The 17,138-nt window shown below is 70.6% G+C and carries 13 protein-coding genes; 3 read left to right on the forward strand and 10 right to left on the reverse strand.

The genetic code is table 11. The features are described from left to right. Positions 1-187: 187 nt before the first annotated feature. Together ACGFI7_RS35900 and ACGFI7_RS35905 are read right to left on the reverse strand one after the other, a co-directional pair. Positions 188-1,159 (reverse strand): D-alanine--D-alanine ligase, encoded by a 972-nt coding sequence (locus tag ACGFI7_RS35900; protein ID WP_393412663.1) that lies wholly within the window; start codon positions 1,157-1,159, stop codon positions 188-190. Positions 1,160-1,624: 465 nt separating this feature from the next. Then, a complete protein-coding gene (locus ACGFI7_RS35905; RefSeq protein ID WP_393412869.1) occupies positions 1,625-2,857 on the reverse strand; it encodes a PLP-dependent aminotransferase family protein in 1,233 nt (410 codons plus the stop codon). A gap of 268 nt (positions 2,858-3,125) precedes the next feature. On the opposite strand from ACGFI7_RS35905, the gene ACGFI7_RS35910 reads away from it, so the two are divergent. Next, positions 3,126-3,743: a GNAT family N-acetyltransferase gene (locus ACGFI7_RS35910; RefSeq protein WP_393412665.1), complete on the forward strand. Its 618-nt coding sequence runs from the start codon at positions 3,126-3,128 to the stop codon at positions 3,741-3,743. Between the two features lie 36 nt (positions 3,744-3,779). Here ACGFI7_RS35910 and ACGFI7_RS35915 read toward each other — a convergent pair whose 3' ends face one another. Continuing rightward, entirely contained in the window at positions 3,780-4,823 is a 1,044-nt protein-coding gene (locus tag ACGFI7_RS35915) for a LysR family transcriptional regulator (RefSeq protein ID WP_393412667.1), read from the reverse strand. Positions 4,824-4,926: 103 nt separating this feature from the next. Between ACGFI7_RS35915 and dnaE the strand changes: the two genes are divergently transcribed. Next, a complete protein-coding gene (gene dnaE, locus ACGFI7_RS35920) occupies positions 4,927-8,466 on the forward strand; it encodes a DNA polymerase III subunit alpha (protein ID WP_393412669.1) in 3,540 nt (1,179 codons plus the stop codon). Further along, positions 8,463-8,750 (forward strand): DUF6300 family protein, encoded by a 288-nt coding sequence (locus ACGFI7_RS35925; protein ID WP_393412671.1) that lies wholly within the window; start codon positions 8,463-8,465, stop codon positions 8,748-8,750. The genes dnaE and ACGFI7_RS35925 overlap by 4 nt, the downstream gene beginning before the upstream one ends. 49 nt (positions 8,751-8,799) lie before the next feature. On the opposite strand, the gene trxA is transcribed toward ACGFI7_RS35925, so the two are convergent. The 7 genes from trxA to ACGFI7_RS35960 all read right to left on the reverse strand — a co-directional run bounded on the left by trxA (position 8,800) and on the right by ACGFI7_RS35960 (position 17,110). Next, positions 8,800-9,114 carry a thioredoxin gene (gene trxA / locus ACGFI7_RS35930; RefSeq protein ID WP_270154536.1) on the reverse strand — a complete coding sequence of 105 codons (315 nt, stop codon included), beginning with the start codon at positions 9,112-9,114 and terminating at the stop codon, positions 8,800-8,802. Positions 9,115-9,126: 12 nt separating this feature from the next. Then, positions 9,127-10,059: a thioredoxin-disulfide reductase gene (gene trxB, locus ACGFI7_RS35935; RefSeq protein WP_393412674.1), complete on the reverse strand. Its 933-nt coding sequence runs from the start codon at positions 10,057-10,059 to the stop codon at positions 9,127-9,129. Positions 10,060-10,184: 125 nt separating this feature from the next. Continuing rightward, positions 10,185-11,048: an anti-sigma factor family protein gene (locus tag ACGFI7_RS35940; protein WP_393412676.1), complete on the reverse strand. Its 864-nt coding sequence runs from the start codon at positions 11,046-11,048 to the stop codon at positions 10,185-10,187. Then, on the reverse strand, positions 11,038-11,673 hold the full coding sequence (gene sigM, locus ACGFI7_RS35945) for an RNA polymerase sigma factor SigM (RefSeq protein ID WP_393412678.1): 636 nt from the start codon (positions 11,671-11,673) through the stop codon (positions 11,038-11,040). The genes ACGFI7_RS35940 and sigM overlap by 11 nt, the downstream gene beginning before the upstream one ends. Positions 11,674-11,688: 15 nt before the next feature. Next, positions 11,689-13,197, reverse strand: coding sequence for a protein kinase family protein (locus tag ACGFI7_RS35950; protein WP_393412680.1), 1,509 nt, complete (start codon positions 13,195-13,197; stop codon positions 11,689-11,691). A gap of 167 nt (positions 13,198-13,364) precedes the next feature. Next, the gene (gene murJ, locus ACGFI7_RS35955) at positions 13,365-14,972 is read right to left on the reverse strand and encodes a murein biosynthesis integral membrane protein MurJ (protein ID WP_393412682.1); all 1,608 of its coding nucleotides are present in this window, start codon (positions 14,970-14,972) and stop codon (positions 13,365-13,367) included. After that, positions 14,969-17,110 carry a DUF6049 family protein gene (locus ACGFI7_RS35960; RefSeq protein WP_393412684.1) on the reverse strand — a complete coding sequence of 714 codons (2,142 nt, stop codon included), beginning with the start codon at positions 17,108-17,110 and terminating at the stop codon, positions 14,969-14,971. Before ACGFI7_RS35960 ends, murJ begins: the two co-directional genes overlap by 4 nt. Positions 17,111-17,138 lie beyond the last annotated feature (28 nt).

Here is a 17,138-nt window from a genome sequence, read left to right on the forward strand (position 1 = left end):
CCGGCCCTTCCGTCCGGCCCTTCCGTCCGGCCCTTCCGTCCGGCCCTTCCGTCCGGCCCTTCCGTCCGGCCCTTCCGTCCGGCCCTTCCGTCCGGCCCTTCCGTCCGGCTGGCGAGGGCGGGACGGAGACCGGGGCGGCAAGGGTCACCGGCTGGCGGGAGTGGAACGGGAACCGGGGCGGCAAGGGTCAGCGGCTGGCCAGGTTGAGGCGGGGGCGGGAGGCGGCGTTCTGGAGGAGGGCGCGGCAGAGGTCGCCGAGGTCCTGGCCCGCAGCTTCCGCTGCCATCGGCAGAAGGGAGGTCTCCGTCATGCCCGGGGCGACGTTCACCTCCAGGAAATAAGGCGTGCCGGTGGCGTCGACGATGAGGTCGGTGCGGGAGATGTCGCGCAGGCCCAGCGCCGTGTGGGCCGTGACGGCAGTTTCGGCGCAGGCGGCCGCGGCGGCGGGGGAGAGGCGGGCGGGGGAGAAGAACTCGGTGTGGCCGGCCGTGTAGCGCGCGGCGTAGTCGTACACGCCCTCGTCGGGGACGATCTCCACGGCCGGGAGCGCGACGGGACCGTCGCCCACGTCCACGACGGAGACCGCGACCTCGACCCCTTCGATGTACCGCTCGATGAGGGCGGTGTCGCCGTACGCGAAACAGCCGACCATCGCGGCCGGGAGCTCTTCGGCGGTACGGACGATGGACGCGCCGAGGGCGGAGCCGCCGCGGGCGGGCTTGACGAAGAGGGGGAGGCCGAGCTGGTCGACGATGCGGCCGAGGACGGCCGTCGCGCCGAGGTCGTGGAACGTCTCCTTGGGCAGCGTGATCGAGGCCGGGGTGCGCAGGCCGACGGAGCGGACGACGGCCTTGGCGGTGGGCTTGTCGAAGGCGACCCGGCAGGCGTCGGGGTCGGCTCCCACGTACGGGACGTCGAGGAGCTCCAGCACCGAGCGGATCGCGCCGTCCTCGCCGGCGCCGCCGTGCAGCGTCACGAACACGGCGTCCGGCGGGTCGGCCAGGATCGACGGGACCAGGGACGCGTCGGTGTCGCGGGCCTCCACATCCATGCCCGTCGCCCTGAGCACCTCGCTGACCCGGCGGCCGGAGCGCAGGGACACCTCACGCTCGTAGGACAGGCCCCCGGCCAGCACGAGCACGTGGCCCAGGTCGCTCATCTCGTCTCCTCCACCGATCACCGTGGGACAGCGGCCGTGGTCAGCCGTCGTTCGGGCATGGTCCAAAGTGGTCCGGCCTGGTCCAACCGTACCGGCGAGAAGGGGCGATGGGGTACGACGGGCGACACGCGACCTGAGGGTGGGTTGGGCCCTTCGAGGGCGCGGGTCAGGTCACGTCCCGGCATGTCGACGTGGCTCCGAGCGTTGCCCGATCCCCCAGACAGCGAAGGCAGGCGGCTCGACGGACACGGGGCGTTCGACGGCGCGGGTCAGAGCAAGTCTCGCGTGTCGACGCCAGCGTGGCTCCGAGCGGACGGGTGCCCCTGGATGACGAAAAGCAGGCGTCTGGACGGCCGCCCACTCCTCGAAGTCACGGGCCGGCGTCCATAGACACGGCCCGGGCGAAGCCGGTGCCCCTGCACGACGAAAGGCCGGCGCCTGAAGGGGCGCCGGCCTTTCGGAGGGTCAGGCCAGGTCCGGGCCCGGCGTGTCGACGCCGGCGTGGCCCCGGGTGGAGCCGGTGCCGAACGTGTCGCGCAGTTGCATTTCCTGCTCGATGACGCCCGCCAACCGGCGGACGCCTTCACGGATGCGGTCGGGCTGCGGGTAGCAGAACGAGAGCCGCATGTGCCGGGACCCGCTGCCGTCGGCGAAGAAGCCGGTACCGGGCACGAACGCCACCCGCTCGGCCACGGCACGCGGCAGGATCGCCTTGGAGTCGAGCCCTTCCGGGAGGGTCGCCCAGACGAAGAACCCGCCTGCGGGCCGGGTCCAGGTGACCTCGGGAGGCATCAGCGATTCGAGGGCGTCGAGCATGGCGTCGCGGCGCTCGCGGTAGAGCTCCTTGAACGTCTTGATCTGCTCGCGCCACGGCTGGGTGGTGAGGTACTGGCCGACGGCCAGCTGGGTGAACGACGAGTGCGACAGCACGGCCGACTCCATGGCCAGCACGAGCTTGTCGCGGATGGCGTGCGGGGCGAGGGCCCAGCCGACGCGGAATCCCGGGGCGAGCGTTTTGGAGAACGACCCGAGATAGACCACGCCGTCGGGGTTGTCCGCGCGGAGCGCGCGCATCGGCTCGCCGTCGAAGCCGAGCAGCCCGTACGGGTTGTCCTCGACGATGAGCACCCCGGCGCGCTGGCAGATGTCGAGCACCTGCTGGCGTCGCGCGGCGTTGAGCGTGACGCCGCCGGGGTTGTGGAAGGTCGGAATGGTGTACAGGAACTTGATCGGAGCTCCCGCCGTTTCCAGGGCGTAGATCGTCTGGGCGAGGGATTCGGGCACGATGCCCTGATCATCCATGGCGATATGCACCACTTTGGCCTCGTATGCGGCGAAAGTGCCGAGGGCGCCCACGTACGAGGGCCCCTCCGCCAGGATCACATCGCCCGGGTCGATGAAGATCCGCGTGATCAGGTCGAGCGCCTGCTGTGAACCGACGGTGACGACCACGTCGTTGCCGCCGGCCTGGATCCCTTCCAGCGCCATGACCTCGCAGATCTGCTCACGCAGATGCGGGTCGCCCTGGCCGGAGCCGTACTGGAGCGCGACGGGCCCGCGCCTGGTCACGAGATCCGAGACCAGCTCGCCGACCATGTCGAGGGGAAGCGCCGTGACGTACGGCATGCCGCCGGCGAGCGAGACCACCTCGGGCCTCGACGCGACGGCGAAGAGAGCTCGGATCTCGGAGGCGACCATCCCGGTAGCTCGCGCGGCGTACCGGTCGACGTAGGCGTCGATGCGCGACCCTTGGGTCGCGGGCGTCTGACCGTGATCCTGCTCTTCTGTCACGGCCCACCTCCTAGGTGTATATCGATCCGAGACTCCAGGTTACGCCAGTCGGACATGTCGCCCGTGACGGGGCCAGACGGCCGTGGTGCCCGCTGATGGCGCTATCCCTGGGCTACGATGCCAGCTGGGGACGCGGTTTTCCCGCGCTTTTCCGGGTCTACGATTGGGGCCGTAGTTGTCGCGTCGGCTGGTCAATATCACCCTGGACAATGTGGAAGATCTTCCCAGGCGCTGCCGCCAGTGCGTTTTCTGGGAGCTCGACCCCGTCAGCGGGGAGCGGGCGGTGAAGACGGGTGACCCGGGCCTGGAGAAGGAAGCCTGGATCTCCGGCACGCTGCTCGAATGGGGCAGCTGCGGGAAGATCGTCTACGTCGACGGCGTGCCCGCGGGCTTCGTGCTCTACAGTCCTCCGCTCTACAGCCCGCGTTCGGTGGCCTTCCCCACGTCACCGGTCAGCGCCGACGCCGTTTTGCTGATGACGGCGCACATCGTGCCCGAGTTCTCCGGTGGCGGGCTGGGGCGGATGCTCATTCAAGGGGTGGCGAAGGACCTCACGCGTCGCGGCGTGAAAGCGATCGAGGCCTTCGGGGATCTCAAATGGGAGGAGCCGAGTTGCGTGGTTCCTGCCGAATATCTGCTTTCTGTGGGTTTTAAGACCGTACGTCCGCATTTGCGATTTCCGCGGCTACGGCTGGAATTGAAGACCGCCGTCTCGTGGCGCGAGGACGTGGAGGTCGCCCTGGAGCGGCTCCTGGGCTCCATGAGCCCGGAACGCGCCCTCCGCCCGGTCTGACCCCACCTGACCCCGTACGAGCCTTCCCAGGGCCCTTCAGAGCCCTTCTATGACCGCGCGGTCGATGTCCGGCATCCACTGGCGCGCCGGGTCGAACGGCCGGAACCCGTCCGCGACGAACTCGACCAGCGCGGCCAGCATCGGGTGACGGTTCTGCCGGTGGTAGAGCAGCGAGCACGGGTAGACCGGCACGGGGTCGATCACCGGCAGCCGGACGACCCCCGCGTGCCAGGGCAGCCGGCAGCCCTCGCCGACGAACCCGGCCCGTTCACCGGAGGCGATCTCCGCCACGAAGTGCTCCCAGCCGAAGTCCGGCCCCGACGCGTCGATCCGTAGGTCGAACGCGTCGCCCAGGAGCCGGTAGAACTCGGCCCACTCGCTGCCGGGCGCGTTGCCGGGCATCCAGACCGTCGATCCCGAGAGCCGTTCCACCTGCACGGCCCGCAACCCGGCGAGCGGGTGGTCACGGCTGACCAGCAGGTGCACCGGGTCGAGATAGGCGGGCACATGCCGCAGATCCTCCTCCGGCGCCCCGCCGACCCGGGCCGATCCCGGCGTCCCGCCGACGCGGGCCGACCCCGGCGTCCCGCCGACCCGGGCCGACCCTGGTGCCCCGCCGACCCTGACCGACCCCGACTCCCCACTTACGCGGGCGAAGGCGGCGTCGACCGATCCCTCGGCGAGCGCGCCGCGGGCTGACCTGAGCCCGTTGGAGGTGGTGACGTCGACGTGGACGTCTCCGGCGGCCTGATGGAACGCGCGGACCAGCTCGACGGAGGCCAGCCGTGTGTCGAGCACGTCCACCCGGAGCGAGCGCAGCCGTCCGCGCAGCACGCCGAGCGCCTGGTCCGCGATGCCGACCAGGCTCCGCGCGTAGTGCAGGAAAGCCCGGCCGTCCGCGGTGAGCCCGGCCCCGGTGCGCGAGCGGTAGAACAGCCGCACGCCGAGGTCCGACTCCAGCTTGGCGATCCGTTTCGACACGGCCTGCTGGCTGATCTCCAGCCGGGCGGCGGCTTCGCTGAAGGAGCGGTCCTCGGTGACGGCGACGAAGGCCCGGATCGTACCGAGGTCGAGATCCACAACCGGTGAGTGTGGCGGATCGGCGTGTCGGTTGTTGGACAACCCTGCTGCCTCTCGGGTCGAATGCTCGAGTTCGCGGGCGATCCTACAACCAGGAGGCGTGGTGTCCTTCGTCCATCTGCATGTGCATACGGAGTACAGCATGCTCGACGGCGCCGCCAAGGTCGGTCTGTTGATGGACGAGGTCGCCCGCCAGGGGATGCCCGCCGTGGCGATGAGCGACCACGGCAACGTGTACGGGGCGTACGAGTTCTTCCGGAAGGCGCGCGCCACGGGCGTCAGGCCGATCATCGGCATCGAGGGCTACGTCGCCCCGGCCTCCCGGCGTCACCGGCAGCCGGTGTACTACAGCGACGACCTGGCGTTGCGGCGGTCCGACGACGAGACCGGCACGGGCGGCGACGTCTCGGGGCGCGGGCTCTACACCCACATGACCATGTGGGCGACCGGGGCCGACGGGCTGCGCAACCTGTTCCGGTTGCAGTCGCGGGCCTGGCTGGAGGGGCATGTCCAGAAATATCCGCGCATGGATGATGAGCTGCTGGCCGAACACGCCCCCGGCCTCATCGCCACCACCGGCTGCCCGTCCGGCCAGGTGCAGACCAGGCTCCGCCTCGGCCAGTACGAGCAGGCCGTCGAGGCCGCCGCCCGCTACCGCGACCTGTTCGGCCCCGACAACTACTTCCTGGAGCTGATGGACCACGGCCTGGCCGTCGAACGCCGGGTCCGGGAAGACCTGCTGCGGCTCGGCAGGCGGCTCGGGCTGCCGCCCCTGGCCACCAACGACTCCCACTACGTCACGGAGGACCAGGCCGGGGCGCATGACGCGCTGCTCTGCGTGGGCACCGGCAAGCGCCTGGCCGACGCCGACCGCTTCCGCTTCGGCGGCAGCGGCTACTTCATCAAGTCACCCGCCGAGATGCGCGCGCTGTGGGACGCCGAAGTGCCCGGCGCGTGCGACAACACGCTCCTGATCGCGGAGCGGGTCGGCGACTACGACGAGGTGTTCGCCCACCGTGACCTGACGCCGCGCTTCCCCGTACCCGAGGGCGAGACCGAGTCCAGCTGGCTGCGCGCGGAGACGCTCGCGGGCGCGCGCCGCCGCTACGGCGGCCACCCGCCGCGGGACGTGCTCGACCGCATCGACTACGAGCTGTCTGTCATCGACGCGATGGGCTTCCCCGGCTACTTCCTGGTCGTCGCCGACATCTGCCGGTACGCGCGAGAGAACGGCATCGGCCTGGGCCCCGGCCGCGGCTCGGCCACCGGCTCGATGGTCGCGTACTGCACGGGCATCACCCAGCTCGACCCGATCGAGCACCGGCTCATCTTCGAACGCTTCCTCAACCCCGAGCGCGTCACGATGCCGGACGTCGACCTGGACTTCGACGACCGGCGGCGGGACGAGATGATCGACTACGTCACCCGTACGTACGGCGACGACCGGGTCTGCCAGATCGTCACCTTCAGCACCATCAAGGCCAAGGCCGCCATCAAGGACTCCTGCCGGGTCCTGGGCCTGCCGTACGCGCTCGGCGACCGCATCACCAAGGCCTTCCCGGCTGCGGACGGCGGCAAGGAGATCCCGCTCGCCGCCATCCACGACCCCGGCCACCCGCGGCACGGCGAGGCGAGCGAGCTGCGCCAGATGTACGAGCGGGATCCCGACGTCAGACGGGTGATCGACGCCGCGGTCGGCATCGAGGGGCTCACCCGGGGCACCGGTGTCCACGCCGCGGGCGTGATCCTCTCCAGCGAGCCCCTGATCGACGTGATCCCGCTGGCCAAGCCCAAGGCCGACGGCCCGGTCATCACCGGTTTCCCGTTCACCCAGGCCGAGGACATGGGCCTGCTGAAGATGGACTTCCTCGGCCTGCGCAACCTCACCGTCATCGGTGACGCGATCGCGGGCGTCCGCGCCAACAAGGGCGTCGACCTCGACATCCTGGAGATCCCGCTGGACGACGCGGCCACGTACGAGCTGCTGGCGCGCGGCGACACGCTCGGCGTCTTCCAGCTCGACAGCGGCGGGATGCGGGTGCTGCTGAGGCTGATGCGGCCCACCACGTTCACCGACATCGCCGCGGTGAACGCGCTCTACCGTCCGGGCCCGATGGAGATGAACGCGCACACCAACTACGCGCTTCGCAAAACCGGCCGGCAGGCGGTCGAGCCCATCCACCCCGAGCTGGAAGGGGCCTTGGAGCCCATCCTGGGCGACACCTACCACCTGGTCGTCTTCCAGGAGCAGGTCATGGCCATCGCCCAGCAGCTGGCCGGCTACTCCCTGGGCGCCGCCGACATGCTGCGCCGGGCCATGGGCAAGAAGAAGAAAGAGGTCCTGGACGCCGAGTGGGGGCGCTTCTCCGCGGGGATGCGCGAGCGCGGCTTCTCCGGCGAGGCGGTCGAAGCGGTCTGGGACGTGCTGGTGCCGTTCAGCGGCTACGGCTTCAACAAGTCGCACACCGCTGGATACGGCCTGGTCTCCTACTGGACCGCCTACCTGAAGGCCAACCACCCGCAGGAGTATCTCGCGGCCCTGCTCACCTCCGTCGGCGACGACAAGGACAAGATGGCGGTCTACCTGGCCGACTGCCGCCGGCTGGGCATCAAGGTGCTGCCGCCCGACGTCAACGCCAGCCGGCTGGACTTCGCCGCCGTCGGCTCCGACATCCGCTTCGGGCTGGGCGCCGTCCGCAACGTCGGCGCCGGCGCCGTGGACGCGATCGTCGCCGCCCGGGAGACGGCGGGGCCCTACGCCGACTTCGACGACTTCCTGGCCAAGGTCCCCGCCGCCGTCTGCAACAAGCGGGTCATCGAGTCGCTGGCCAAGTCCGGCGCCTTCGACAGCCTCGGCCATCACCGCAAGGCCCTGGTCGAGGTGCACGAGCAGGCCGTCGACCTGGTCGCCGACGTCAAACGGAACGAGGCGCGCGGCCAGGACTCACTCTTCGGGGAACGGGGCACGAGCGCGGCGTTCTCCATCACGATCCCGGAGGGGGAGTGGGACAAGGCCACGCTGCTGGCCTTCGAGCGCGAGATGCTCGGCCTCTACGTCTCCAGCCACCCGCTCGACGGCGCCGAACACGTCCTGGACGCCCACCGCGACACCACGATCGCCGAGCTGCTGGCCTCCGGACGGCAGGACGGGGCGGCCAGGGTCAGCGGCATCGTCTCCGGCCTGCAGCGCAAGGTCACCAAACAGGGCAGCCCGTGGGCGATCGTCACGCTGGAGGACCACGACGCGGCCGTCGAGTGCCTGGTCTTCCCCAAGACCTACCTCCTGTACGAGGAGACGCTGGCCCAGGACCGGGTGATCTCCGTACGCGGGCGGGTCAACGTGCGCGACGAGACGACGAGCGTCTACGCCGAGGACATCATCCTGCTCGACGTCTCCCTGACGGACACCGAGCCACCCGTGGTGATCTCGATCAGGGAGAGCCGGCTGAACCCGCGGCTGGTCCGGGAGTTCAAGCACATCCTGACCGCCCATCCCGGCGGGGCGCCGGTGCACGTGCGGGTGCGCCGCCGCGGCGCCGGGACCGTCCTGCTGGACCTCCGGCCGTTCCGGGTCGCCGCCGACCCCGCCTTCTACGGCGACGTCAAGGCGCTGCTCGGCGCCGACGCGATCGGCGGGTCATGACGCCGGCCTGCCCCCGGTGCCGCACCGGCGAGGTCCTGGCCGTGCTGCGCCTGCCGCACGCCTGGACGAACGCCTCGGGGAAGGAGGTCAGGGTCGTCAGCGAGGTGCTCCTGTGCGCCCGCTGCGACGCGGGCCACCCTCTCGTCGCGTCCTTCGCACCTCCGTACGATCCGGACCGGTTCGTACGGGCCCTGACCGCCTGGATCGCCGGGGCGCCGTCCCCGGAACCGGACGAGAGGGCACTGAGAGCCGAGGCCGACGCCTGGTACCGGGGTGAGCTGTGAAAACGCGAAAGCCCTCCGCACCAGGGCGGAGGGCTTTCGGCGGACGGGCCTAGATGATGCCGTCGAGCTCCCGCAGCAGCATGGCCTTCGGCTTGGCGCCGATGATCTGCTTGACGAGCTCGCCGCCCTTGTAGACGTTCATCGTCGGGATCTGGAGGACACCCGCCTGGCGGGGCACCTCGGGGTTCTCGTCGATGTTGAGCTTGACGATCTCGAGCTTGTCGCCGTGCTCGTTGGCGATCTCCTGGAGAATGGGCGCGACCTGCCGGCACGGGCCGCACCACTCGGCCCAGAAGTCGACCAGAACGGGCTTGTCGCTCTTGAGGACCTCGGCCTCGAACGTGGCGTCGGTAACTGCCTTCACGGATGCGCTCCCTTACTTCTCGTTTGAGGCGAGCCAGCGCTCGGAGTCGAGCGAGGCCGAGCAGCCGGTGCCCGCCGCGGTGATCGCCTGACGGTAGATGTGGTCGACGACGTCGCCCGCGGCGAACACGCCGTCGATGTTGGTGGCGGTGCTCGGGTGGGCGACCTTGATGTAGCCCTCGTCGTCCAGGTCGATCTGGCCCTTGACCAGGTCGGTGCGCGGATCGTGGCCGATCGCCAGGAACAGCGCGTCGGTGGCCAGCTCGCACTCCTCGCCCGTCTTGACGTTGCGGAGCTTGACGGCCTCCACCTTGGTGTCGCCGAGGACGTCCACGACCTCGCTGTCCCAGATGAAGCGGATCTTGTCGTTGGCGAACGCCCGATCCTGCATGATCTTGCTGGCCCGCAGCTGGTCGCGGCGGTGCACGACGGTCACCATGCGGCCGAAGCGGGTCAGGAACGTCGCCTCTTCCATGGCGGTGTCGCCGCCGCCCACGACCACGATGTCCTTGTTGCGGAAGAAGAAACCGTCACAGGTGGCGCACCAGGAGACTCCGCGGCCGGACAGGCGCTTCTCGTTCTCCAGGCCGAGCTCGCGGTAGCCGGAGCCCATCGCCAGGATGACCGACTTCGCGTAGTAGGTCTTGTCGTACGTCTTGACGACCTTGGGCTCGGCGTTGAGGTCGACCTCCACCACGTCGTCGGCGATCAGCTCGGCGCCGAACCGCTCGGCCTGCTTGCGCAGGTTGCCCATCAGGTCGGGGCCCATGATGCCGTCGGGGAACCCGGGGAAGTTCTCCACGTCGGTGGTGTTCATGAGCGCGCCGCCGGCGGTCACGGAGCCTTCGAAGACCAGAGGCTTGAGTTCGGCGCGTGCGGAATAGACGGCCGCGGTGTAACCGGCAGGGCCGGAGCCGATGATGATCACGTTCCGAACGTCGTTCAACGCTCCCACGCCTCTCTAGTCTGATGGTGCCGTTGGCGTCAACAGATCCTAAGCCGTCGCCATTCCCGGGCTCACGGCGCACACGCGAAAGAGCCCGCCGAAGCGGGCTCTTCGCAGGTTACGGACTACCAGCGGCCCAATGTGGGCTTGCGGAGGTTCTTGCAGTTGAACGGGTCGACGACGTCGATGCGGAGCCGCTTGGTCTCCTTGTTCTTCCACGACGCCACCAGGATGGCCTCCTGGCCGTTGTACTGACCCTGGTCGACGGCGAAGACCTCCAGCTTGGCCCGGCTGGACACCTTGCCCACACAGTGGTCGACCTGGTCGCCGTCGGAGTCGCCGCCGACGATCGGGGCCGGTGCGAGGAAGTCGCCGAGGTTCTGGCGCAGCTCCTGGTCGCTGTAGTTGTAGCCGCTGTCGGTGAGCGTGTAGGCCCTGGCCCTCGTCTCCTGCCGGGTCGGCTGGCTCGACGCCGCGAGCTGCGACTGCCGGGCCGACGGCTCGCCGCCGCCGCCGGAGGCGAGCAGGCTCGCCGACACCGCGGCGGTGCCCACCACCGCGACCGCGGCCGCGGCCGCCACCGCGGGCATCGCCCACCTGCGCCGCCGGGTCGTGCGCGTCCGCGCCGGGACCACGGTGCCGTCGTCGGAGACCACTCCGAGGCGCACGGGCTCGGGCTCCTGCCGCTCCCATGGAGCGTCACGCATGAGCTCGTCCCAGTCAGGCTCCTCGGCCAGACCGATCCCGCCGCGGCGCGACTCCGCCTCGGCGGCCAGCGCCTTGTCGATGCGCAGTGCGACACCCATCGGCATGGCCGGCGTGGGGGTCGCCGCGAGCACCTCGCGAACCGCCGCCAAGTCGGCCAGCAGCTCCCCGCATGGGGGGCACACCGCGAGATGGTCGCGGATCCGGCCGGCGCTGTCGGCGTTCAGGAGACCCTCGGCGAAATCGGCGAGGGCGTCCAGATCGTAGTGCGTATCACCCGTCACGAAGTTCTGCTCCCTTCGCGGATGAGACGCGACTCAAGTCAGATCGGTTCCGCAGATGCGAAAGAATCGGGGCAAGTTTCGCGCGTCCTCTGGCGCAGCGGCTCTTCACCGTCCCGCTGGGCACCTGCAGCACCTGAGCTGCGTCTTCGACCGAGTAGCCCATCATGTCGACCAGGACGAGGGCCGCCCGCTGGTCGGCGGGGAGCAGTTTGAGCGCGGCCGAAACCTCCATCGACACCTCGCGCTCGACCGTCTGGTCGGGCAGCTGGGCGTCGCGCTCCGCGGCCTCGATCAGCTCGTCGTCGGCCACCGGGCGCACGGACTTGCGGCGCATCCGGTCGAGGCAGGCGTTGACGACGATGCGGTGGAGCCAGGTGGTGACGGCGGCCTCGCCGCGGAACGAGCCGGCCTTGCGGTAGGCGGAGACGAAGGCGTCCTGAACGGCGTCGGCGGCCTCGTCAGGGTCGCCCAGCGTGCGCAGCGCGACGGCCCACATCCGGTCACGGTGCCTCTTGACGATCTCGCTGAAGGCGTGAGGATCCCCCTTGATGTGCGCGGTCAGCAGGTCGGCGTCGCTGACCGCTGGCCGATCCGCTGGCGAGGGGGTCTCGGGTGGAGAGTTCACAAGAGGGGTTCCTGGTTATGCCGATCCTGGAGAGTGCACCACTACTTCATAGATGGTGCCATGAAACTTGCCCGCGTCTGCCGGAAGGCGCGTAAACCAGATCAAAACGTACTGGCCGCTTGCCGCCTGATCAGGCTTGAAGGTCGTCTTCCCAGAAGCGCCCTTCGCCTTGGCCACGGTCTTCAGCGACGAGAGATCGGCCTCGTCGCCGACCTTGAGCTCCACATTGGCGCCCGAGGACTCGCCCAGCGTAGCGACCACGTCGCTGATCTGCATGGACTTGCCCATGTCGAGGAGCAGACCCACCCCGTCCTTGAGGTTGCCCAGCTCGGCGCTGTTGTAGTTGTCGGTCTTCCAGAACGTGCTCGGCTTGCCGTCGATGGTGAGGGCGGCCAGCTCGGCCTTCTCCTCCTTGTCGCCGAGCGGGTCGAACCCGGTCGCCTCCTCGGGCTTGACCTCCTGGACCTGAGCCGGCGCCGAGGTGGCGGGGGTGGTGGGGGAGGCCTGCGCCTCGCGGCCGTCGGGGCTGCCCAGGCTGCGGCCGATCGTCCAGGCGCCGATGCCCACCGCGACGATCACCAGCAGCACCACCGCGGTCATCAGCACCCGGTTGAGCGTGTTGCCGCCGCCCTGCGGGACGGTCTGGAGGACCGGCTGCGCCGCCGGCGGCCTGTGGCGCGCCTCGGTCTCCAGGCCCTCGCTGGGGGAGGCCGACGTCACGGACGGCGGTGAGGACGAGTACGGGATCGAGATCGGCATCGGCCTGGCCACGTCGGCGAGCGCCTCGGCGATCTGGGCCGGGCTGGACAGCGAGCCCTGACCCTTGCGCGACTCGGGAAGGCAGGCCCGGATCGTGACCGTATCGAGATAACCGGGCACGCCCGCGGTCACCTGACGGGGCGTGCAGAAGTGGCCGTCGGTCATCGGCGCGGCCGGGAGCGTGCCCTCTTCCTCGTCACCCGGCCAGTGGCCGGTCAGGCCCGCGTAGAGCAGGCGGCCGAGGCCCTCGGCGTCGTCGAGCGCGGGCTGGTCGGTGGTCAGCCCGTAGAGGGCGGAGTCGACGGCCACGCCCAGCACCTTGACCGTGTTGCCGGTGGTCCACACCAGGTTTCCGGGGCGCAGGCACAGGTGGTAGAGGCCGGCCTCGTGCGCGTGGGCCAGCGCCTCGGCCGCCTCGGCGACCAGCCCGGCGGCCCGCTCCGGCTCCAGGGGGCCGGAGGACAGCAGGTCGGCGAGGGTGTCGCCGGTGACCCACTCGCTGACGACGTAGGCGTGCTCGGCGTCCTCGCCGGCGTCGAAGACCTGGGTGAGGCGGGGGTCGGTGAGCCGGCTCGCGGCCCTGGCGGCGGTGACGACCTCGTGCACCCGCGGAAAGTCGGGCGCGAAGGTCAGGACGGCGACGGGACGGGCGAGGATCTCGTCGATGGCCTTCCAGTAGGTGGCGCCGTCGGACTCGCTGACCCGGTCTTCCAGCCGGAACCGCTGGGCGAGGCGGGTGCCGGGCTCGACTGCCGATGTGCTCACTGGCTCACCCCGCTGGCCCGATCATCCCTGGTCACCGTTGTACGCGCCTGCGTGACGGGGTGGTGCGCAGGCACGCTATGCCGGATGAATCCGCCCACGCCCCTCCTGCTTCCATTCGCGCGTGTCGGCACCATGCTAGTGCCCGGCGAGGTTGCTCCCCCCGCTCTTTAGCGGCGTACCCGCCCGGCGACCATCCCAACGACCGAGCTGACCTCCGGAATGCGCGCGCGGTGGGCGACCCACAGATAAAGGAGCATCCCCACCCCGCCGCCCACGGTCAGGATGATGGCCGAGTTGAGGAAGCCCAGCCCGCCGAAGATCTCCTGCACGGCCCACACCGTCGCCAGGGCCAGCACCGCCGTCGGCAGGGCGGTGAGGTACATCTTGGTCATCGCCATGCCGACCTGCCAGCCGCCCAGCCCGCCGACCCGGCGGCTGGCGAGCATCCAGGCGGCCACCGCGCCGAGCGCGTACGCGATCGCGTAGGCCAGTGCCAGCCCCATGACCGCGTAGCGGGCCGGCAGCAAGGTGTAGAACAGCACCATCAGACCGGCGTTGACCGCGGTGGTGCCGGCGCCCACGAAGACGGGCGTGCGGGTGTCGCCGAAGCTGTAGAAGACCCGCAGCAGCAGCTGGAACACCGCGAACGGCACCAGCGCGAGCCCGTAGACCTGCAGCACGTTGCCGATGTAGATGGCGTTGGCGACGGTGTTGGCGCCGTGACCGTACAACGGCACGGTGATCGCCGGCCCGAGGACCATGAGCAGCAGCGACACCGGCACCATCACCGCGCCGATGAGCCGCACGCCGGAGCTGAACTCCGTGCGCACCTCGTCGAAGCGCCCGGCGGTCACGGCCCTGCTCATCCTGGGCAGCATCGCGGTGATCACCGAGACGCCAACGACCCCGTACGGGAGCTGGAAGAGCTGGAACGCCAGGGTGTAGGGGGAGATGCCGTGGCCGGGCACCTCGTCGCCGGCGGCGCTGGAGAGGTTGGTGGTGAGCAGGAACCCGAGCTGGGTCACGACCACGTAGCCGATCGTCCAGACACCGGCCCTGGCCATCTCGCCGAGGCGGGCGTTGCGCAGGTCGAAGCGGGCGACGAAGCGGAACCCCGCCCGCTTGAGCGCGATGACCAGCACGGTGGCCTGGGCGATGATGCCGGCCGTGGTGCCGAGGCCGAGCAGGGCCAGCTCGCCGTTGGAGACGCTGTCGAGGTCGGAGCCGTCGGTGACGATGATCGCGTAGGCCACCAGGACGCAGATGACGACCAGGTTGTTGACCACCGGCGCCCACATCGGGGCGGCGAACCGGTCGCGGGTGTTGAGGATCGCCCCGGCCACCGCGCCGATGCCGAAGAAGGCGAGCTGCGGCAGGATGAACTGCGCCAGCCGGACGGCGACCTCGAACTTTTTCTCGCCGCGGTCCCAGCCGGTGTAGAGGTCGATGAGCAGCGGGGCGGCCAGCACGGCCAGCGCGGCCACGACGATCAGCGTGATGGTGGCGATCGTCAGCAGCCGCTGCTCGTAGGCGCGGCCGCCGTCGGGGTCGTTCTGCTGCGCCTTGACGATCATCGGCACCACGACGCTGCTGAGCACGCCGAGCAGCAGCAGGTCGAGGATGCTGTAGGGGATGGCGTAGGCGGCGTTGTAGGCGTCGCCGAGGAAGGCCGTGCCGATGGCGTAGGCCAGCACCATGGTCCGGATGAACCCGGTGACGCGCGACACCATCGTGCCTGCGGCCATGATGGCGCTGGCCCGCAGCAGGCGGCTCATACGGTCTCACTTTCACGAGTCCTGGCGGCCCGTGCGCCGCGTCGCTGCGACCTGCGCCGGAGTATCCGGGTCACCACCGCCGCCAGCATGACGGTCAGCGCGCCGCCCACGATGACGAGCGCGATGCCGGTGTAGCCGGTGGTGCGCACGATCAGCTTGACCGGCTCGCCGTAGGGCCGGCCGTCGAGGGTCATCAACTGGACGGTCAGGGAGGCGTCGCCGCCGCCGGGGGATGTCACGGTCATGGGGATCTGGACGGTGCCGCTCTGCTCGCCGTCGATCTGCAGCGGGTGCCGGAAGTCGCTCTCCAGCAGGTCGGGGTCGTCCGACTTGGCCTGGACGAGCAGCGAGACGGGAGTGGCGAGCTCGTTGCGCACGCTGATCGGGACCTCGCCGTCGCTGCCCGCGAGCGTGCGCGGCCGGTCGGGGCCGGCGCCGGTGATCGACACCAGCCGCGTCCGGCTCTCGACCGCGTCGCTCACCTCTTCGACGACGGCGCGCCCGGCCTTGGTGTTGCCCCGCCAGGCCGAGGAGGTGAGCCTGAGCACCGCGGCGTCGAAGGACGACTGCTGCTGACCGGTGATGCGGGCGGTCAGCTCGGCCTGCGCGGCGACCTCCCGCACGGGTTCGAGGTATTTACCGCTGAGCTCCTGCTTGCGGTCCTTGTCGGAGTAGGTCAGCCCGGCGCGCGGCACCTGGGAGCCGGGCGCCTTGAGCGCGTCGAGAGGGGTGAGCGACAGCCACGGCAGCGTGCCGGCGGTCTTCAGCAGCGTCGAGACGATCGTCGGGCTGGGGTTCCAGCGCCGGGACGGGGCCACGACCAGGGACCGCGCCCGGGTCTGGCCCGGCTCGGCGGAGATCGTCGCAGTCTCCGCGATGAACCGCTGCTTGCTCAGCAGGGTCGCGCCGCGGGTGCCGGGGGCGGGCTCCAGGACGCGGCTCAGCTCGGCGTCGGCCACCAGCGCGGTGACGGGGCCCATGACGGTGTCGAGGGTGGTGGCGGCGTCGGGGGTGGCGGTGGCGAGCGTGGCGGCGGCCGCGGCGGTGTCTTGCGCCGTCGGCAGGCTGGCCGGGTCGAGCAGCACCTTGTCGACGCGGGTGCCGCCGGCCGTGCCGACCGCGAGCAGGTCGAGCGCGTCGGCGTCGAGCACGCCGCCGACCGGCCAGTAGGTCGTGGCCGGCACGTCGTTCTTGATGAGCGAGGACTTCTGCCGGGTCAGCTCCAGGGCGCGGGCCGGCAGCCGGTCGAGGCCCCGGTGGGCCAGCGCGGTCACGTCGGGGTCGGCGTACGGGGTGGCGATGACGGCGTTGTCGGCCAGCGCCGCGCGCATCGAGGTGAGCCACTGGGAGGCGGCGGGCTCGGCGGGCCGCTCGTCGGTCTTGTCGCCGTCCTTGACCCGGAACGGCTTGGTCATGGCCTCGACGTCGTCGAAGAGCGCCGGGTCGACGACCCAGGTGACGCTCTCCGGCGCGATCTCGGCGATACGCGCCAGGTCGGCCAGCCGGCCCTTGCCGGTCAGCGCGGCGCCCAGCTTGTCGTCGACGAACGTGCCGTCGTCGGCCCGGCGCGGCTGGTCGATCACCGGGAGCACGAACGACAGCCGGTTGCGCACCGGTTGCGGCTGCGCGGTCGCGGGCGCGTACGTGAGGAAGGTGCGCTGGGAGGCGAGCTGCACGGCGTCCCACTGCACCACCTCGACGGCGAGCGGGTAGGCGCCGAACGAGGTCAGCCCGAACTGGGCGGGCGACATGGTCAGCTCGAACGGGACGGAGGAGCCGGCGGCCATCTCGGGGATGACCATGCTCGACTGGGTCGAGACGTTGGACGGCTGGGTGGCGGTCGTGGTGTCGCCGGCGAACGTGCTCATCGCGGCCCGGTCGGTGAAGCGCTGGGAGGAGTAGCGCACCCTGACCCGCAGGCCCGGCAGCGGGGCGGAGCCGCCGTTGCGCACGGTGCCGGTGACCTTGATCTCGGTCGCCCGCTCGGTGGCGTAGTCGGGCGTGACGGAGGTGAGGGTCAGGTCGACGCCCTGCCTGGTCGCGGTGCTCGCGGCAGCCGCGCCCGGCGCGGCCGCCACCGTGCAGGGGGCGAGCAGCGCGGCCGAGAGCACGGCGAGCAGCGTGGCCTTTCCGATCACGCTTCTGCCCGGGCTGGAGTACGACGCA

Source organism: Nonomuraea sp. NPDC048826, assembly GCF_043198225.1.
Taxonomy (GTDB): domain Bacteria; phylum Actinomycetota; class Actinomycetes; order Streptosporangiales; family Streptosporangiaceae; genus Nonomuraea.